Below are 18,743 nucleotides of genomic sequence, written 5' to 3' on the forward strand. Positions count from 1 at the left end.
GAAATGGCGCGAGTGACGGGGCTCGAACCCGCGACCTCCGGCGTGACAGGCCGGCACTCTAACCAACTGAGCTACACCCGCGTGTGCTTGGGAGCCGCGCCAATATGCGCCGCGCTCCACCCTGTCAACCGTCGCTTTCTTCCTTCGTGCGATTTAATCGATCACGCACCTCGTCGGTGGTGGTGAGGGTGCCATGTTCGAAAAGGAAACCCGCCAGATCGGGGGTTCCCGTCGACGCGAGGATCGTCTGCAGGATCAGCAGCAGCGGCACCGCAAGCAACGCGCCGGGCGTGCCCCACACCCAGCCCCAGAAGCTCAGCGACACCAGAATCAGCAGCGGATTGACCGTCAGCCGCCGGCCGAGCACCAACGGCGTGATGAGATTCGCCTCGACGAGGTGGACGCCGATGAAGATCGTCGCGGGCAGCAGCGCCAGCCCCACCGCATCGAACGTCATCAAACCGCCAAGCGCCAGCAGCACCGCGGCAACGATCGGCCCGAGATAGGGCACGAAATTGCAGATGGAGACGATTCCGCCCCACATGAAAGGCGACGGCATCCCCAGCGCCCAGAGCAGCAATGAGACGACGAGGCCCAGGATGGCGTTGATCATCGTGATCGTCGCGAGATAGTCGGCGGTCGCATCGACGACATTCTGGATCACGCGCGCGGTCTGCATCGCGCCGTCGAAACTGCCGCGCCGCCGAATCGTGCCGCGCCGCAGCCGCGTCCAGCCCGCGAGGAAGAAGAAGATCACGAGCACCGCGAAGAAAAGCTGGATCGCCGCCGACGGCGCCGACGAGATGAAATAGTCGACGACCGAGGTCGGCGCGGTATCGGCCACCGCCTGCGCCGTCGCCTCGGTCCCCGTCGCGACCGAGGTCAGCGTCCGGTCGACGAATTTCTGCAGCGTCGAGTAAAAATCGATCAGCGGCGCGAGGTTGCTCTGGATGCGCGGAATCGATTCGGGAAGCCGTGCGAACCAGCCGGTCGCGGGCAGGACGATGATCGCCAGCGCCGCGTTGACGAGCATCAGGAACGCCGACAGCGACAGGAACGACGCCAGCGCCGACGGCACGCCGCGCCGCTCGAGCCATTCGAGCAGCGGCACCAGCGCAATCGCAATCACGATCGCGGCGGTCAGCGGCAGGAAAAACTCGGCGCCGGCCTGCAGCGCGAAGGGAAGCCCGAGGCAAAAACTGGCGCCCAATATCAGCGCCAGCGCCGCGAGCAGCCGATCGCGGCGGAAATCGTCGATTTCGATCTGGTGCAGGGGATTGTTGCGCGGCACTTTGGCGTCCCGCTTCCCCCTCTCCTCGGCCACGCCCCGTCGCTCCCATATTTTTGACCGCGCCGTCTTACGCGACCTTCGCCTTGCGCGCCAGCAACTCCCGAGGGCGGCCTTCCAATCGCTTTCTGTCCTCATTTGAGCCAGAACACTGATTCCTACTGCCAATTTAACCAGAAATTACCCTTTCGCCGTCATGACAGGCTCCGGACCAGCCATTTGGAGTCAATATTGTCATGATGAAAGCGCCTGTGGGGGGCGTGCAGCATCAGCTTCGCATAACCTCCTCTTCAGCCATCGCCCTGCTCGCCGCCCTCGCGCTGCCGATGCAGGCGCATGCCGCCGGCACGCGCGCCGGCTCGACGATCAGCAACACCGCGAGTGCCAGCTTCGATGCCGGCGGCGGAACGCAGACGATCGATTCGAACAAGGTCGACCTGCTCGTCGACGAGCTGCTCGACGTCACGGTCGATTCGAGCAACCCCGCCGACGTACCGACCACGCCCGGCGCGACCAGCCAGGTTCTGACCTTTTCGGTGACGAACAACGGCAACGGCCAGGAGGCCTTCGTGCTCAGCACGATCGCCAATGGCGGCGGCGACCAATATGATCCGACGGTCACCCAAATCTATCTCGACAATGGCGACGGTGTCTTCGACGCCGGCACCGACACGCTCTACACGCCCGGTTCCAACAATCCGGCCCTGAATCCCGACCAGAGCATCACCGTCTTCGTTATCGCGACGACGCCCGGCACGGTGAGCGACGGCAATCGCGGCATCGTCAGCCTTGTCGCGGCAGCCGAGACCGGAACCGGCGCGCCGGGACGGAGCTTCGCCGGCAAGGGTGAAGGCGGCGGCGATGCGGTGGTCGGCTCCACCGGCGCCGACGGCCAGGACAATGGCGCGTTCGTCGTGTCGGCCGCCACGGTGACGCTCGTCAAATCGGCCGTCGTCGCCGATCCCTTCAGCGGGACCGAGCCGGTTCCGGGTGCGACCATCACCTATACGATCACCGCGACGGTGGCGGGCAGCGGATCGCTGAACGGGCTGACCATCTCCGACAACATCCCGGCGAACACCAGCTATGTGCCGGGTTCGCTGAAGCTCGGCAGCACGGCGCTGTCCGACGCCACCGACGGCGACGCCGGCAATTACGACGGGACCAAGGTCGCGGTGTCGCTCGGCACCATTGCGGGCGGCCAGACCCGCGCCGTCACGTTCCAAGCCAAGATCAACTGATGGAGATGCGCATGCGTACCGCTCTTTTCCTGATTCTCGCCGCGCTGATGCCCGGGCAGGCGCTCGCCGCCAACCAGGTGGCGCTCGACAACAGCGTGTTCATCGAACGCGTCATGACCGATGCCGCCGGCAAACAGCGCGTGCTGCTCGAGGAACCGAAGGTCGTCGTTCCCGGCGACAAGCTCCTCTTTGTGCTCAACTATCGCAACGCCGGGGCGCAGCCCGCCGACAAGTTCGTGATCACCAATCCGCTACCCTCGGCGGTCCGCTTCGCCGATGCCGGCGATACGCAGCCGCTCGTTTCGATCGACGGCGGCCGGGCGTGGGGCCGGCTTGGTGAACTGACCGTCCAGCAAGCCGACGGCACCCGCCGCGCGGCGCAGCCCGCCGATGTCACGCACATCCGCTGGGCGTTCCAGAAACCCATTCCCGCCGGCGCAAGCGGCAAGCTCATGTTCCGGGGGGTCGTCAAATAGACGCGTAAGGCAAACCGCTTAACGGTCGCCAGCGGTGGGGAAATGGCGACCAACCAAAGCCTAGGAGCTCAGCTATGACCAGCAAGCTGACTTATATGGGCACCATCGGTCTGGCGGCGTTTTCATGCGTCGCTGCCGCCCCGGCCTTCGCCGCGGCGGGAACGACCGCGGGTACCCAAATCATCAATACTGCCACCGTCAACTATCAGGTCGGCGGCATCGCACAGGGTTCGCAGAACGCATCGAACACGATCATGGTCGACCGCAGGGTCGAACTGCTGGTCGAAGAGGACGGCACGACGACGACCGAAGTGTCGCCGGGCCAGACCAATGCGGTCACGACCTTTCGCCTGACCAACAAGACGAACGAAATACTCGACTTCGCGCTGACGGCGTCGCAGATCAGCGGCATCGCGGCCGCGCATGGCGGCACCGACTCGTTTGACGTCACCAATGTCCGGATTTATCGGGACAATCCGGCAGGCGCGGGCGTCGGGACGTATGACGCCAGCGATACGCTCGTCGCCTATGCCGATGAAGTGGGGATCGATGCCTCGATCCGCCTGTTCGTCGTCGCGGACATTCCCGCAGGCCTTGGCACCAATGCCGTCGCCGGGGTCCGCCTGACCGCCACCGCCGCCGAGGGCGGCACGGCGGGATCGCCGGGTGCGCTTGTCACCCAGACGGCTGGCGCCAATACCGCCGGCAAGGACACGGTATTCGCCGACGCGGCAGGCGTCACCGACGCCGCGCGCGACGGTTCACACAGCGACGACGACGATTATACCGTCAAGACGGCGACGCTGACGGTGACGAAAAGCAGCCGCGTCGTTTCCGACCTGGTGAACGGTACGAGCAATCCGAAGATGATTCCGGGGGCGGTGATCGAATATTGCATCGCCGTCGCCAACGCGACCGGCGGCGTCGCCGCCACATCGGTCGCGATTACCGATAGCGTGCCGACCCAGCTGACGTTCGTCCCGAGCACGATCAAGCTCAACGGCACCGTCACCGGCACGACGTGCGATTTCAACGGGACGGCGGGGGGCAGCTATGCGGCGCCGGTGGTGTCGGGAACGCTCCCGACCATCAACCCGGGGCAGACGCTGACGCTCGTCTTCCAGGCTACGGTCAACTGATCGGAAACGGACGGAGCAGCGAGTTTTCCGGTGCAATCCGGTAACCGCTGCTCCCTTCGGCGCTGACATGCGGCTGTCTCCGAAACATCTCGGCCACGTGACCGCCCTGGTCGCGGCAGCGATGCTGCCCGCGGCAGGCGCAAGCGCGCAGGTCATTTCCAACACCGCTTCGGCCGCGTGGAACGGCGGCGCGGGCCAGGTGCTGTCGAATCGCGTCGACTTGACGGTTCGCCAACGCCCGCCCGAACCGCCGCGGATCACGACCTATCGCCTTGGGGAACAAGGCGCCAAATCGGCGCCGGTGGTTCCCACGCAATGCGACGGCAGCGATGGTGGCAAGCTCATCCAGCTCGCTGGACCCTATGCCGGCATCGCCACGACCCCCGCCGCCTTGCAGAGCAGCGACAGCTTTCGCGCCGGCGAAGTGGTGGTGGTCGGGGTGGTCCTCGCCTCGGCAAACCATGATCCGCAGCAGCGCGATGCCTTGCCCGTCACCCTCGCACTCGAAAATGGCGACCGCGAACAGATCACGCTGACCGAAACCGCGGCGAACAGCGGCGAATTCATCGGCATCATCAACACGATCGGCGTCCCGCCCGCAATCGTCGCGGGCGATTGCCGGCTGTCGGTGACCCCCGGCACGCCGGTCCGCGTGCAGGTCAGCGACCGCGCCGACGCCAGCCTCGTTGCGCTGGCGACCCTCAATTTCCTCGTCGACCCGTTCGGTATCGTCTTCGACAGCGGCGACGGTGCGCCCGTCGCGGGCAGCCGCGTGACAATCGTCGACGCCGCGACCGGCCAGCCGGCCCAGGTGTTCGGCGACGACGGCGTGTCCGCTTATCCGTCGAGCGTCGTCACCGGCCAGAGCGTCCGCGACGCGGGCGGCACAACCTATGATTTCCCGCCGGGCGATTATCGCTTCCCGTTCGTCGCCCCCGGCACCTACCGCCTCGTCGTCGAGCCGCCGGCGCCCTATACCGCACCGTCGAAATCGAGCGCGGCCGACCTTGCCGGCCTCCGCCGCCCCGACGACGGCCTGCCCTTCGATATCACCGGGGCCAGCTATGGCAACGCCTTCACGCTGAACAGCCCCGCGCCCGTGCGCGTCGACGTTCCTGTCGACCAGCCCGGTCTGCCGTTGATCCTCCGCAAGACCACCTCGACCGCGGTCGCGGTGCCCGGCGACGTCATCCAATACCGGATCGAAGTCGCCAATCGCGACACGCGTCGCAATACGGGCGCGGTGACCGTGCGCGACGTCCTGCCCGCCGGCATGCGCCTGCGCGCGAACACCGTCCGCGCCGACGGCGTGTCGATCACCCCCGATGTCGCGGCGAATGGCCGCGAGTTTGCCGTCACGCTGCCCGGCGTCGCGGCGGCGCGCTCGGTCCTGCTCACCTATCTGGCCGAAGTCGTCGTCTCGGCGCAGCCTGGCAACGCGCTCAACCGCGCCACCGCGACCGACAATCGCGGCACTTCGAGCAATATTGCCGAAGCGACGATCGCGATCAAACGCGACCAGCTCGGCGACCGGATGACGATCATCGGCCGCATCGCCGACGGCGGCTGCGGCGTCGATCCCGGCAAGGCAGCAGGCATCGCCGGCGTGCGCGTGATGCTGCAAGACGGCAGCTACACCGTCACCGACGAAGGCGGCCGCTATCATTTCGAAGGCGTCCGCCCGGGCATCCATGTCGTGCAGATCGACCCGTCGACGTTGCCGCTCGACCGCGAGGCGGTCGATTGCGCGCGCTCGACGCAAAGCGCGGGCAGCGCAATATCGCGCTTCGTCGAAGGCCGCGGCGGCGCGTTGAAGCGCGCCGACTTCCGCGCCGTCGCCAGCACACCACGCGCGGCGCCCAAAACCGGCGCCATCTCCGCGCCGATCATACTCAGCGACCAGGAAGCCGCCGGTGCGGGCCGCGACTGGCTGGCGGGCGAAACGCCGGGCACCGGCTGGATATTCCCCGGCACCGACCACAATCCACGCTCGAAATCGGTGCGTGCCATTGTCAAGCACCTGCCCGGCCAGACCGTCACCTTGCGCGTCAACGGCAAGCCCGTCGACGACATGACCTATGAAGGCGAACGCAAGTCGGCGGATGGCAGCGTCATTGTCGGCATGTGGCGCGGCATCGAAATCCGCGAAGGCGAAAACCGCCTCAGCGCCGAGATAAAGGATGCGAGCGGCGTTACGATCCAAACCATCGACCGCGCCGTGCATTATTCGATCACGCCGATGCGCGCGACGCTGATCCGCGAGCGGTCGGTGCTGATCGCCGACGGCGTGACGCGCCCCATGCTCGCCGTTCGCCTCACCGACCGCGACGGCAAGCCGGTGCGCAGCGGACTGACCGGCGATTTCAGCGTTCCCGCCCCTTATTATCCGGCGATCGAGGCCGATGCGCAGCAGGCCCGCCAGCTCGCGGGCCTCGAACGCGCCCGCCCGATCTGGAAGATCGATGGCGACGACGGCATCGCTTATATCGAACTCGAACCGACGACCGCGTCGGGCACGCTGGCAATGGATTTCACCTTCCGCGACGACAAGGTCGAACGCAAGCAGACGGTCGAGACCTGGCTCGATCCGGGTAATCGCCCGTGGACCGTCGTCGGTTTTGCCGCGGGCACGCTCGGTTATAATACGCTCGACGACCGGATGGAGCCGGTGGCGGAAACGCTGGACGACCTCAGCGCCGACGCGCGGCTCGCGCTCTATGCCAAGGGCCGGGTGCGTGGCAAATGGCTGATGACGCTCGCCTACGACAGCGACAAGGACAAGGACGATGCGCGTTTCGGCGGCGTCATCGACCCGCGCGCTTATTATACCATCTACGCCGACCGCAACGAGACCCGCTACGACGCGGCGTCGGTGCGCAAACTCTATCTTCGCCTCGAACGCCCGCAATTCTATGCGATGTTCGGCGATATCGAGACGGGCATTTCAGAACCGCAGCTCGCCCGTTACCAGCGCGCGCTCAACGGCGGCAAGGCCGAATATCGCGGCCGCAACCTCGCCGCGACCGCCTTCGCCGCCGACACACCCTATCGTTTCCGCCGCGACGAGATCCAGGGCAATGGCCTGACCGGCCCGTACCAGCTCGGCGCAAAGGATATATTGCCGAACAGCGAACGCATCGTCATCGAAACGCGCGACCGGCTGCACAGCGAGCGGATTGTCGAAACCGTCACGCTGACGCGTCATGTCGACTATGACATCGACTATCTCGCCGGCACGCTCCGTTTCCGCGACCCGGTGCTCAGCCGCTCGTCCAGCCTCGACCCGAAGTTCATCGTCGCCGAATATGAAGTCGACGGCGTCGGCCAGCGCGTCCTCAACGCCGGCGGCCGCGTCAGCTACCGGTCGAATGACGAAAAATTGCGTGTCGGCGCCACGCTGATCCACGACGAAGACGGTAATGCCAAGACCAATCTCGGCGGGGTCGACGCGCGCTACCGCCCCGGTATCGACACCGAAATCCGCGCCGAAGTCGCGGTGAGCGACGCGAAAGCCCAGAATGGCAGCCCCGCCGCCACAACCGGCAGCGCCAAGGCCTGGCTGATCGAGGCCGAGCATCACAGCAGCAAGGCCGATCTCCTCGCCTATGTCCGCGAGCGCGAGACGGGTTTCGGTGCGGGCCAGCTCAATCGCGGCGAGGACGGCACGCGCAAGTTCGGGTTCGATGCGCGGCTGCGCGCCACCCGCGCCCTCTCGGTCACCGGCAGCGCCTGGCAGGAGGATTATCTCGATGCCGGATCGCGCCGCCGCGCCGCACGGATCCTCGCCGAATATGACAATGGCACGACCGTCGGCCGCGCCGGCCTGACCCACGCCGACGACCGGCTCAGCGACGGCACCCGCAACCGGTCGAACCTCGTCCAGTTCGGCGCGACACAGCGGCTGTTCAATAAACGCCTCGAACTCGACGCGCAGACCGAATTCGCCCTCGGCGGCAAGGATGCGAGCGTCGATTTCCCCACCCGCCACCGCCTCGGCGCGCGCTTCGCGATCACCCGCGACGTCAATCTGGTCGGCAGCTACGAGATCGCCGATGGCGATACGATCAAGGCGCGCACCGCCCGGCTCGGCTTCGACCTTGCCCCGTGGGCCGGCGCGCGGCTGCTCGCCACCGCGAACCAGCAGGACATCGGCGAATATGGCCCGCGCAGCTTCGCGGCCTATGGTCTGTCGCAGTCGCTGAAGCTTGGCCAGCATCTGTCGGTCGACGTCTCGGTCGACGGCAACCGGACCCTCGGCGGCATTCGCGCGAAAGATGTGCTCAATGCCGACCAGCCGGTCGCATCGGGCGGCTTCCTCGGCGCCGGCGGCACCCTGACCGAGGATTTCCTCGCGATCAGCACCGGCGCCACCTGGCGCGCCGACCGCTGGACGCTGACCGGACGCGCCGAATATCGCGATGGCGAGCTCGCCAATCGCTACGGCCTGACGCTCGGGGGCTTACGCCAACTCGGCGAAGGCCGTGCGCTCGGCGCGCTCTTCACCTATGCCAAGGCGAGCGGCGCCGGCACGACGCCGACGACCGAGGTGATCCAGTTCGAAATGAGCTGGGCGCACCGCCCCGCGGATTCGCGGATTTCCTGGCTCAACAAGAGCGAGTTCCGTTCGGACAAGGTCCGTGACGCGATCGCGGGTCAGGCCGGACCGATCGGAGGCCCCTCGCTGACGATCGACGGCGACGCGACAAGCCGTCGCCTGCTCAACAGCCTGTCGGTCAACTGGACGCCGCTCGGCGATCGCGGGTTCGGCGAAGGCTGGTACGAGCGCGCCGAAATCGGCTTCTTCTGGGGCACGCGCTATAATTTCGACCGTTTCGGCGCCGATGATGTCAAAGGCTGGTCGAACCTGATCGGCGCCGACTTCCGCTTCAACCTCGGCGAGCATGTCGATGTCGGCGCGTCGGGCACCGTGCGCGTCGGCACCGATGCCGACACCGTCAGTTGGGCGGGTGGCCCGACGGTGACGCTCGCGCCGATGACGAATGCGAACATCACCTTCGGCTATAATTTCGCCGGCTTCCACGACCGCGATTTCGAAGATGCACGCTATGCCCGTTCGGGCGCCTATGTGACCTTCAAGCTGAAGTTCGACCAGACGAGCTTTCAGGGGCTGGGGCTGTAAAATCCCGTCGCCCCCGCGAAGGCGGGGGCCGCTGGCAACCTTGCGCTAGGCCGATGGCGGCCCCCGCCTTCGCGGGGGCGACGGTTTAGCTCAATCCGCGAACAGCAGAACCGGCGTCTCGACCAGCTTCTTCAATGCTTGGACATAGCTGGCTGCATCCCAGCCATCGACGACGCGGTGGTCGCAGCTGATCGACAGGTTCATCAGCTTCGCACGGCGAATCTCGTCGCCGTCGAAGACCGGGCGCTCGACGATCTTGTTCGGACCGATGATCGCCACTTCAGGACGGTTGATCACCGGCGTCGTCGCGATGCCGCCCAGCGGGCCGAGCGAGGTGACGGTCAGCGTCCCGCCGGTCAGTTCCGCGGGCCTGGCCTTGCCGGTGCGTGCGGCTTCGGCAAGCCGCGTGATCTCGCTCGCGAGTTGCCACACATTCTTGTCCTGCGCGTCGCGGATGACCGGGACCATCAGCCCTGCGTCGGTCTGCGTCGCCATGCCAAGATGCACCGCGCCGTACCGCGTCACCACGCCGCCCTCGTCGTCATAGCGCGCGTTGATCATCGGAAACTGCGGGATCGTGCGGCAGATCGCGACGATCAGGAAGGGCAGCATCGTCAGCTTCGGACGGCCGCCGCGATTGGCGTTGAGGTCCGCGCGCATCTCTTCGAGCGCGGTGACGTCCATTTCCTCGACATAGGTGAAGTGCGGGATCGCGCGCTTCGATGCCGCCATGTTTTCGGCGATCTTGCGGCGCATGCCGATGACCTTGATCGGCTCGTCGGCGCGCGCGCGGCTGGCGCCGGGCGCATGATAACCCTGCCCGCCGCTGTAGCGCAGGAAGGCATCGAGATCGGCATGACGAACGCGATCGCCTTCGGCCTGCACCTGACCCAGGTCGACGCCGAGGTCCTTGGCGCGAGCACGGACGGCGGGCGATGCGAGGACCGGCTTTTTCTCCCTCTCCCCTTCAGGGGAGAGGGCCGGGGAGAGGGGAACATCGGCGGGAGCAGGAACCGCAACAGCCCCCTCTCCCAACCCTCTCCCCTGAAGGGGAGAGGGCTTTTCGACAACCTCGGCCACCGAAACTTCTTCAGCCCCCGGCGTTTCCGCCACGATTTCCTGCTCGGCCGGCGTGTCCGCCGGCGGCGCCTCGACATCGCCGTCACCATCGGTCTCGATCACCGCCAGCGTCGATCCGATCGCGATCAGGTCGCCGACCTCGCCCGCCAGTTCGACGACAACCCCCGAAACGGGCGATTCCATTTCGACCGTCGCCTTGTCGGTCATCATGTCGGCAAGCTGCGCGTCTTCCTCGACGCGTTCGCCGATCTTGACGTGCCAGGCGACGATTTCGGCCTCGGCAATGCCTTCGCCGATATCGGGCAGACGGAATGAATAACGGGCCATGGCGTCAGTCCTTCAAAATCTTGGTCAGCGCAGTCGCGATGCGCACCGGGCCGGGGAAATAGGCCCATTCGAGGCTATGCGGATAAGGTGTGTCGAAACCGGTCACGCGTTCGACCGGGGCTTCGAGGTGATAGAAGCAACGCTCCTGAACGAGCGCGGCCAGTTCGGCGCCGAAGCCCGAGGTGCGCGTCGCTTCGTGGATGATCAGGCAGCGCCCGGTCTTCTTCACCGAGGTTTCGATCGCGTCGATATCGAGCGGCAGCAGGGTGCGCAGGTCGATGATTTCGGCATCGATACCCATTTCCTCGACGATCGTCTTGGTCACATGAACCATCGTGCCATAGGCAAGGATGGTGAGCGCCTCACCCTCGCGCACCGTCGCGGCCTTGCCGAGTTCGATGCGGTAATGACCTTCGGGCACCGCGCTGGCGGCATGCTTCGACCACGGCTCGACCGGGCGGTCGTAATAGCCGCTGAACGGGCCGTTGTAGATGCGCTTGGGTTCGAGGAAGACGACGGGGTCGTTATCCTCGATCGCGGCGATCAGCAGGCCCTTGGCATCATAGGGGTTCGACGGGATCACCGTCTTCACGCCGCAGATGTGGGTCATGATGCTTTCGGGTGACTGGCTGTGCGTCTGGCCGCCGAAAATGCCGCCCCCGAACGGCGTCCGCACCGTCATCGGGCAGATGAAATCCGCCGCCGAACGGTAGCGCAGGCGCGCCGCTTCGCTGACAAGCTGGTCAAGCCCCGGGTAGATATAGTCGGCGAACTGGATCTCGGGGACGGGCCGCAGGCCATAGGCCCCCATGCCGACCGCGACACCGATGATGCCGCATTCGTTGATCGGCGTGTCGAACACCCGCGTCTTGCCGTGCTTTTTCTGCAAGCCCGCGGTGGCGCGGAACACGCCGCCGAAAAAGCCGACGTCTTCGCCCATCACGACCATCTTGTCGTCGCGGCCGAGCATGACATCCATGGCGCTGTTGATCGCCTCGATCATGTTCATCGTTTTGGTGCTGGTCTGGGATTCGGGGGCCATTATTCGGGCTTCCAGTTGGGGCCGAACTTGGCCTCTTGCTCGGCGAGCAGCTGCTCGCTCTGTTCCTTGAGATGCCAGGGCATGTCCTCGAACACGTCCTGGAACATCGTTTCGAACGGCTGGTGCATGCCATGGCCCAATATGCCAAGTTTTTCAGACTGTTTCTGGGTCGTCTTGACCAGATCGTCGAGCTCTCTCGCCTGCGCCTCATGGCGCTCGCCGTCCCATTCGCCAAGCGTTTCGAGATGCTGGCGCAACCGGTCGATCGGATCGCCGAACGGCCAGATCGTCGGCTCTTCGGCGGGACGATAGGCGCTTGGATCATCCGAGGTGCTGTGGCCCTCGCTGCGATAGGTGAAATGCTCGATCAGGGTCGGACCATTGTTCGTCCGCGCCCGGTCGGCCGCCCATTGCGTCGCGGCATAGACCGCAAGCGGATCATTGCCGTCGATGCGCAGCCCGGCGATGCCATATCCCACCGCGCGTGCCGCAAAGGTCGTGCGCTCGCCGCCGGCAAAGCCCGAAAAGCTCGAAATCGCCCACTGGTTGTTGACGATGTTGAAGATCACCGGCGCATTATAAACGGTCGCAAAGGTCAGCGCCGAATGGAAGTCGCCCTCGGCCGACGAGCCTTCGCCGCACCACACGGTCGCGATGCGGCTGTCGCCCTTCGACGCCGACGCCATCGCCCAGCCCACCGCCTGCGGATATTGCGTCGCAAGGTTGCCCGACACGCTGAAGAAACCATGTTCGGGCGCCGAATACATGATCGGCAGCTGGCGGCCGAGCAGATGATCGCCGCGGTTCGAATATATCTGGTTCATCATCTGGATCAGCGGATAGTCGCGCGCGATCAATATGCCCTGCTGGCGATAGCTCGGAAAACACATGTCGCCGCGGTCAAGCGCCATCGTCGAGGCGACCGAGGTCGCCTCTTCGCCCGTGCACTTCATATAGAAGCTGGTCTTGCCCTGCCGCTGGGCACGGAACATGCGATCGTCGAACGCGCGCACTAGCATCATGTAGCGCAGCATCGTCCGCAGCCGTTCGGGCGAGAGCTTCGGATCCCACTGGCCCTTCGCCTCGCCATCGAAATCGAGCACGCGAACGAGGCCATAGCTGAGCTCGCGCATCGCGTCGGGCTTGGTCGCCTCGCCGGGGCGCGGGGTCGCATCGACCGCGGGTATGGCAATGTCGCCGAAATCGGGCGTATCACCGGGGCGATAGCGCGGTTCGGGGATATGGAGCGACAGCGGCGGCAGATTGCTCGCCGGGCGCCCCAAATTCGCCTTGGGAGGCGTTTCAGTCATCTCTTCATCCCTTCACGGAGCGAATCATCGCGCCGTCTATTAATATTTCAAAGCGGCGACATATTATTACCGCCACCTGCGCATTGCAATGCCCGCTTCAAACGGCAACGGGCGCGGAAATATGCGCTTGCGGCGCATAGGCTTCGACGGTGAAATCCTCGAACTTGTAATCGAAAATGCTGTCCGGCCGGCGCATGATGCGAAGCTTCGGCGCTCCCTCGGGCACCCGCGACAATTGCTGTTCGACCAGTTCGGCGTGATTGAGATAAAGATGGACGTCACCGCCGGTCCAGACGAGTTCGTGCGCGTGAAGATCGCATTGCTGCGCGATCATCCGCGTCAGCAGCGCCGCCTCGAAAATGTTGAAAGCGAAGCCAAGGCCAAGGTCGCACGACCGTTGGAACAACAGGCATGACAGGCCGCCGTCGCTGCGGACATGGAATTGATAGGTCATGTGGCACGGCGGCAGCGCCATGCGATCCAGGTCGGCGACGTTCCAGCCGGTGAAAATATGCCGCCGTGAGCCCGGGTTGCTGCGCAGTCCGTCGATCAGCGCGGCGATCTGGTTATGCCCCTGCGCGGCGCGCCGATACAGCCCCTCGCCCGCTTCGCCCACCGCCTCATAACGCGGCCAGTTGACCCATTGATGGCCGTAAACGGGTCCCAGGTCGCCCCACCGCTCCGCAAAAGCGTCGTCGGCGACGATCCGCGCTTCGAAATCGGCAGCACTGATCGCATCCCCGGTCTCGCGGCGATATTTTTCGAGCGGCCAGTCGGTCCAGATTTTCACGCCCTGCGCCACCAGCGGCCGGATATTGGTATCGCCGGTCAGGAACCACAAAAGCTCGCGCAGCGCGGTCTTCCAATAGACGCGCTTGGTTGTGAGCAGCGGGATCGCGTCGTCCTGCAGCGAGAATCGCATCGTTTCGCCGAACAGCGAACGCGTTCCGACGCCGGTGCGATCGACGCGTTCGTCGCCCTCCACCCAGATGCGGCGCATCAGGTCGAGATATTGCAGCTCATAATGGATGGAATCAGGCAAGATTCGCTCCCTGGTTTGGAAGCTCTTTGCTAGGCCTCGCGCCGAGAGGCGACAAGGGCGCGGGCCAATGCGCCGGCGCCATATGTCCGATATGGCGCGACCCGGCGTTGGACTTTGCGGCGGGCCGTGCTTGATCGCCGCAATGACCCTGTACGAACCCGTCGGCAAAGCGCCCGATCCGCTGGCGCTGGCCGGATTTGTGCCGCGCGAATCCGAAGGCGGCATCGCGCGCGACCTGCTGCGCCCGTACTTCCCGCCCGACCGCGAAATGTTGCTGCTCGCCGGATTCGACGGTTACGAACGCCTGGTGCGCCTCGAACATGCCGAAGGCGACCGCAGCGGGCGTTGCGTCATATCCGCGCGTAGCTGGCGCGCCCTGCTCGACAGCGACATTACGACCGCCTTGATGGCGCACAACCACCCGTCGGGCGCCGCCTGGCCGAGCAACGCCGACCGGCGCTGTACGCAGGAGGCGGCGCTTTTCCTGCGCACCTTGGACGTCGATCTGGTCGATCATCTGATTTTCGTCGCGAGCGGTCATTTCAGCTTTCGCCGTGCCGAATTCATGTAGAAACGGCAATCGCGGCGAATGTGCCGATTGGCGCTTGAAGTTCGCAGATTGCGCGTCTAGAGGACCGCCCTGCCTCGCGGCGACCCTCGGTCGGCGCAAGATCGGTCGGGGAGTAGCTCAGCCTGGTAGAGCACTGTCTTCGGGAGGCAGGGGCCGGAGGTTCGAATCCTCTCTCCCCGACCAGTATCTTCACTTGGTTGAAGATTTTATGCCGCTTGTTCTTGTAACGCGGCACATTACGTCCTAAATCGGTTTCACACCGCTATGGTTTTCCCCCTTTCCATTGCGGTCAGTGCCCCGTCTTCGTGACGCGGGTGCGTCCTCCCTGGACCCTGGCCACCTCGTACTTCGGTACGGGGTGGTTTTTTATTGGGCGTATGTCATTTGGTTGCTCCTGGGAAAATAACGGTTTTGGGGTGGGAGGCTGTCGTTCCTATAACCGTCATCCCGGGCTTGACCCGGGATCCCGCTTTTTAAGGTTATCCGGCAATTTGTGACGCCAAGCGGGACCCCGGATCAAGTCCGGGGTGACGAGGATGGAGATGGCAGCTCTCGGCCAAAACCCGCCCCACAGCAGATCGATATGTCCGCTTACTCCGCTGCCAGCGGCGGAATTTCGACAACGGGCGCCATCTGCCCCGCCTCCGCTACCAGCCGCGCGAACCACTGCGCCAGCGATGCCAGCCGATCCGCGTCCGGCAACCGGTCGGGCGCCAGATACAGGCTGCGGTCGATTTCGATCTGCACCGCATGAATCGCGCGCTCGGGCTGGCCGTGGGTGCGGACGATGTGTCCGCCCGCATAAGGCTGGTTGCGCGTCACCGGCACGTCGAGCCGCCCGGCCGCTTCGACCACAAAGTCGACCAGCCATGCCCCGGCGGTGACGCCATAATGGTCGCCGACGACGATTCGGGCGCCATGGCCTGCCTGCCCCGCCGGAATCGGCGGCATGCTGTGAAGATCGATCAATATGGCGTGTCCGAAGCGCCGCTGCGCCGCCGCAAGTTCTTCGGCGAGCGCCGTCTGATAGGGCCGATGGAAAGATACGAGCCGCCAGGCGAGCCCCGCACCGTCGATCGGACGCTTCCACAAAGGCCCGCAATCGGCGAGCCGCGTCGGCACGACACCGAGTCCCGCACGCTCCTTGCGCCCCGGCGCGGAAAATTGCGGCCGCAGCGCTGGCGCCACCTCGCTCGGCGCCATCTGGCTTTCACCCCGGTTGCAGTCGGCAACCGCGCGCGCCCAGAGCGCCTGCACCACCGTTGCCCCCGCCTCGCAGGCGCCGTGCGCGATCAGGTCGCACCATCCGTCCTCGAGCCGTTCGAGTTCGGGCCGCCCCACCCGCGCTGCGGAGAGGATCTCGGGCGGATAGATACGCCCCGCGTGGGGAATCGACACGATAACGGGTCCGCTGGCCGCGGGCCGATTGACAGCAATGGCGGCTGGCGGGATGGTGCGGTGCGGCATTCGCCATGCGTGCCAAAAAAGAGCAGGTAAATCCAGCGCTCACGGGAATTTGTTAAATCTCTCGCGCTATGACGCGGCTTCAGACATCGGAGTGGCCGGCAGCAACCGGCAGCAACGAGGACCAGGGGACAGACTTTCCATATGATTCGTATTTTGCTGGCCGAAGATGATGATGTGATGCGCGAATATCTCGCGCGGGCGCTGACCAGCGCCGGTTATCACGTGACCGCCGTCGATCGCGGGACCGAGGCCGTTCCCTATATCGATTCGGGCACCTTCGACCTGCTATTGTCCGATATTGTCATGCCCGAAATGGACGGGATCGAACTCGCCCAGCATAGCGCGAAGGTCGCGCCGCAGACGCAGGTGATGTTCATCACCGGCTTCGCCGCCGTATCGCTGCGCGCCGAGGAAAATGTGCCGCAGGCGAAATTGCTGTCGAAGCCCTTCCATCTCAAGGACCTGGTGCGCGAAGTCGATAATATGTTCGGCCGGGCCGACCGGTCGAGCCAACAATAACGACGCCAAAGCCAGCGAAGGGCTTGCCAAGCGATGCGGGGGATATTAGGGGCCGCGTCACCCCAAGGGATGGGCGTGTAGCTCAGTGGTAGAGCACTGTGTTGACATCGCAGGGGTCGCAAGTTCAATCCTTGCCACGCCCACCATTAAAAACGCCGCCACCCTGATGGGTTGGCGGCGTTTTTGCTGTGGGCAATCCGAACCTTCCCGTGCCCCTGCGAAGGCAGGGGCCCATCTCCCGCCATCACGAAATCCGGCGACCGGCGCTGGAAAAGGATAGCGCAGGCGATGGGCCCCTGCCTTCGCAGGGGCACGGAAGCATGGGGTTCAGGCCATGCCTTTTGCCAGATCGCCGCGCGAGGCATCGCCGATCTGGCTGCCGCCGTCGCAGTCAAGGATCGTGCCGGTGATATAGCCCGCCGCGGGCGAGCAGAGGAACACCGCCGATTCGGCGACCTCTTCGACTTCGCCCCAGCGCTTCATCGCGATCCGGTCATAATGCGCCTGCCGCGTTGCCGCATCGGGGGCGAGCCGCGCCATCCCCTCGGTCCCGGCGATCGGCCCGGGCGAGATACCGTTTACCCGCACCTCGGGGCCCCACTCGAGCGCGAGAACCCGGATCAGCTGGTTGATGCCCGCTTTCGCTGCGCAGGCATGCGCCTGCAACGCCGACGCATTGACCGCCTGCCCCGCGGTGATCGCGATCAGCGACGCGCCCGGCCGGACCAGCAGGTCGTGGCAGCCGCGAAACACGTTGAACGTGCCGTTGAGATCGATGTCGACGACGGTGCGAAACGCATTCGCCGACATGCCGAGTACCGGCGCCAGAAAATTGCCCGCCGCGCCCGAAATGACGATGTCCATCGGGCCCAGCTTGTCGGCCACCGTTTCCATCACCCCGCGAATCGCGGCATAGTCGCGCACGTCGCCCGACAGGCCGATCGCGTCATGACCGATCTCGGCGGCGGCGCGCTGCGCCTTGTCGGGGTCGCGGCCCGCAACCGCGACCTTCGCCCCCAGTTCGGCAAAGCGCTTCGCAATGCCCAGGTTGATGCCGCTCGTGCCCCCGGCGACGAATGCCGTCTTGCCGGCCAGCAGATTGTCGCGGAACGTGCTCATGGATTTCTTCTCCCCGATGCGGCGATCCGTCGGCGCCGCGCATGCGGGGTTGACGGGAGTGAATCAGTCGCCTTTTGAAACTCGACAAGACAGCAAGGATGAAACGATGGCAAGCGGCCCCACCTCGAACAGCTTTATCTCGCAGCGGCTGAAGCTCCATTATGCCGACTGGGGGAATCTGGACGCCCCGCCGCTTTTGCTCGTCCACGGCGGCCGCGACCATTGCCGCAGCTGGGATTGGGTCGCTGAACGGCTGGCGGATCGCTACCATGTCATCGCCCCCGATCTTCGCGGCCACGGCGACAGCGCCTGGTCGCCCGACGGCAATTATGAAATGGGCGCCTTCGTCTATGACCTGGCGCAGCTGATCCATCAACTCGACCTCGCACCGGTGACGATCGTCGCCCATTCGATGGGCGGCAATATTTCGACGCGTTATACGGGGCTCTATCCCGGCAATGTGAAAAAGCTGGTGTCGATCGAAGGGCTCGGCCCCTCCCCCGCGGTGCAGCAAGAGCGTGCAAAGACCCCGTTCGACGAACGCATGCGGCAATGGATCGCCGACAAACGGCAGGCGGCGGGCCGCTCGCCGAAGCGCTACGCCACGCTCGACGAAGCGCTGGCGCGGATGATGAGCGAGAACAGCTATCTGACCGAGGCGCAGGCACGTCACCTGACCATCCACGGCGCTAGCCGCAACGAGGACGGCAGCTGGAGCTGGAAGTTCGACAATTATCTCAACATCTGGACGATCTTCGATATGCCACAGGACGAACTGCACCGGCTGTGGTCGAACATCAGTTGCCCGACCCTGCTCCTCTACGGCGCCGACAGCTGGGCGTCGAACCCCGACAAGGACGGGCGCATGGCGCATTTCGGCACCGCCAAGGTGATCGAGTTCGAAAATGCCGGGCACTGGCTGCATCACGACCAGTTCGACCGGTTCATGTCCACGCTAGACGAATTCCTCTAAAAGCCCGTC

14 protein-coding genes and 3 tRNA genes are annotated in these 18,743 nt (G+C 65.1%); 9 read left to right on the forward strand and 8 right to left on the reverse strand.

Annotated elements, in window-relative coordinates; translation table 11 throughout:
* Nucleotides 1–4: 4 nt before the first annotated feature.
* Nucleotides 5–81 (reverse strand) — tRNA-Asp (locus tag FHR22_RS08445).
* 43 nt (nt 82–124) lie between these two features.
* Nucleotides 125–1,291: an AI-2E family transporter gene (locus tag FHR22_RS08450; RefSeq protein WP_341786582.1), complete on the reverse strand. Its 1,167-nt coding sequence runs from the start codon at nt 1,289–1,291 to the stop codon at nt 125–127.
* A 233-nt stretch (nt 1,292–1,524) separates the two neighbouring features.
* Here FHR22_RS08450 and FHR22_RS08455 point away from each other — a divergent pair, with 233 nt between their 5' ends.
* From FHR22_RS08455 to FHR22_RS08470, 4 genes are all read left to right on the forward strand, one after another.
* The gene (locus tag FHR22_RS08455; RefSeq protein ID WP_166941115.1) at nt 1,525–2,529 is read left to right on the forward strand and encodes a DUF11 domain-containing protein; all 1,005 of its coding nucleotides are present in this window, start codon (nt 1,525–1,527) and stop codon (nt 2,527–2,529) included.
* Between the two features lie 11 nt (nt 2,530–2,540).
* A complete protein-coding gene (locus FHR22_RS08460) occupies nt 2,541–3,005 on the forward strand; it encodes a hypothetical protein (RefSeq protein ID WP_243853618.1) in 465 nt (154 codons plus the stop codon).
* Between the two features lie 74 nt (nt 3,006–3,079).
* Nucleotides 3,080–4,144, forward strand: coding sequence for a DUF11 domain-containing protein (locus FHR22_RS08465; RefSeq protein ID WP_166941119.1), 1,065 nt, complete (start codon nt 3,080–3,082; stop codon nt 4,142–4,144).
* A 97-nt stretch (nt 4,145–4,241) separates the two neighbouring features.
* Nucleotides 4,242–9,284, forward strand: coding sequence for a hypothetical protein (locus tag FHR22_RS08470; protein WP_341786583.1), 5,043 nt, complete (start codon nt 4,242–4,244; stop codon nt 9,282–9,284).
* 90 nt (nt 9,285–9,374) lie between these two features.
* Here FHR22_RS08470 and FHR22_RS08475 read toward each other — a convergent pair whose 3' ends face one another.
* From FHR22_RS08475 to thyA, 4 genes are all read right to left on the reverse strand, one after another.
* Nucleotides 9,375–10,691 (reverse strand): dihydrolipoamide acetyltransferase family protein, encoded by a 1,317-nt coding sequence (locus FHR22_RS08475; RefSeq protein ID WP_166941123.1) that lies wholly within the window; start codon nt 10,689–10,691, stop codon nt 9,375–9,377.
* A 4-nt stretch (nt 10,692–10,695) separates the two neighbouring features.
* Nucleotides 10,696–11,700, reverse strand: a complete 1,005-nt coding sequence (locus FHR22_RS08480) for an alpha-ketoacid dehydrogenase subunit beta (RefSeq protein WP_166942530.1) — start codon at nt 11,698–11,700, stop codon at nt 10,696–10,698.
* 32 nt (nt 11,701–11,732) lie between these two features.
* Nucleotides 11,733–13,043 (reverse strand): 3-methyl-2-oxobutanoate dehydrogenase (2-methylpropanoyl-transferring) subunit alpha, encoded by a 1,311-nt coding sequence (locus FHR22_RS08485; protein WP_166941125.1) that lies wholly within the window; start codon nt 13,041–13,043, stop codon nt 11,733–11,735.
* A 97-nt stretch (nt 13,044–13,140) separates the two neighbouring features.
* On the reverse strand, nt 13,141–14,085 hold the full coding sequence (thyA, locus tag FHR22_RS08490; RefSeq protein ID WP_243853619.1) for a thymidylate synthase: 945 nt from the start codon (nt 14,083–14,085) through the stop codon (nt 13,141–13,143).
* Between the two features lie 130 nt (nt 14,086–14,215).
* On the opposite strand from thyA, the gene FHR22_RS08495 reads away from it, so the two are divergent.
* Nucleotides 14,216–14,656 carry a JAB domain-containing protein gene (locus FHR22_RS08495; protein WP_243853620.1) on the forward strand — a complete coding sequence of 147 codons (441 nt, stop codon included), beginning with the start codon at nt 14,216–14,218 and terminating at the stop codon, nt 14,654–14,656.
* Between the two features lie 106 nt (nt 14,657–14,762).
* Nucleotides 14,763–14,839 (forward strand) — tRNA-Pro (locus FHR22_RS08500).
* A 408-nt stretch (nt 14,840–15,247) separates the two neighbouring features.
* Here the strand turns inward: FHR22_RS08500 and FHR22_RS08505 are convergent.
* Nucleotides 15,248–16,054: an N-formylglutamate amidohydrolase gene (locus FHR22_RS08505; protein WP_166941127.1), complete on the reverse strand. Its 807-nt coding sequence runs from the start codon at nt 16,052–16,054 to the stop codon at nt 15,248–15,250.
* Nucleotides 16,055–16,264: 210 nt separating this feature from the next.
* On the opposite strand from FHR22_RS08505, the gene cpdR reads away from it, so the two are divergent.
* Nucleotides 16,265–16,642: a cell cycle two-component system response regulator CpdR gene (gene cpdR / locus FHR22_RS08510; protein ID WP_166941129.1), complete on the forward strand. Its 378-nt coding sequence runs from the start codon at nt 16,265–16,267 to the stop codon at nt 16,640–16,642.
* 71 nt (nt 16,643–16,713) lie between these two features.
* Nucleotides 16,714–16,788 (forward strand) — tRNA-Val (locus FHR22_RS08515).
* Between the two features lie 181 nt (nt 16,789–16,969).
* Here FHR22_RS08515 and FHR22_RS08520 read toward each other — a convergent pair.
* Entirely contained in the window at nt 16,970–17,761 is a 792-nt protein-coding gene (locus FHR22_RS08520) for an SDR family oxidoreductase (RefSeq protein ID WP_166941131.1), read from the reverse strand.
* A 106-nt stretch (nt 17,762–17,867) separates the two neighbouring features.
* Between FHR22_RS08520 and FHR22_RS08525 the strand changes: the two genes are divergently transcribed.
* Nucleotides 17,868–18,734: an alpha/beta fold hydrolase gene (locus FHR22_RS08525; RefSeq protein ID WP_166941133.1), complete on the forward strand. Its 867-nt coding sequence runs from the start codon at nt 17,868–17,870 to the stop codon at nt 18,732–18,734.
* Nucleotides 18,735–18,743 lie beyond the last annotated feature (9 nt).

Source organism: Sphingopyxis panaciterrae (assembly GCF_011762125.1).
Lineage (GTDB): Bacteria > Pseudomonadota > Alphaproteobacteria > Sphingomonadales > Sphingomonadaceae > Sphingopyxis > Sphingopyxis panaciterrae.

Coding starts and splice junctions, on each gene's coding strand:
- FHR22_RS08525 (WP_166941133.1), top strand. CDS start 17,868: ATGGCAAGCGGCCCCACCTCGAACAGCTTTATCTCGCAGCGGCTGAAG.
- FHR22_RS08465 (WP_166941119.1), top strand. CDS start 3,080: ATGACCAGCAAGCTGACTTATATGGGCACCATCGGTCTGGCGGCGTTT.
- cpdR (WP_166941129.1), top strand. CDS start 16,265: ATGATTCGTATTTTGCTGGCCGAAGATGATGATGTGATGCGCGAATAT.
- FHR22_RS08455 (WP_166941115.1), top strand. CDS start 1,525: ATGATGAAAGCGCCTGTGGGGGGCGTGCAGCATCAGCTTCGCATAACC.
- FHR22_RS08460 (WP_243853618.1), top strand. CDS start 2,541: ATGCGTACCGCTCTTTTCCTGATTCTCGCCGCGCTGATGCCCGGGCAG.
- FHR22_RS08480 (WP_166942530.1), bottom strand. CDS start 11,700: ATGAACATGATCGAGGCGATCAACAGCGCCATGGATGTCATGCTCGGC.
- FHR22_RS08520 (WP_166941131.1), bottom strand. CDS start 17,761: ATGAGCACGTTCCGCGACAATCTGCTGGCCGGCAAGACGGCATTCGTC.
- FHR22_RS08485 (WP_166941125.1), bottom strand. CDS start 13,043: ATGACTGAAACGCCTCCCAAGGCGAATTTGGGGCGCCCGGCGAGCAAT.
- FHR22_RS08475 (WP_166941123.1), bottom strand. CDS start 10,691: ATGGCCCGTTATTCATTCCGTCTGCCCGATATCGGCGAAGGCATTGCC.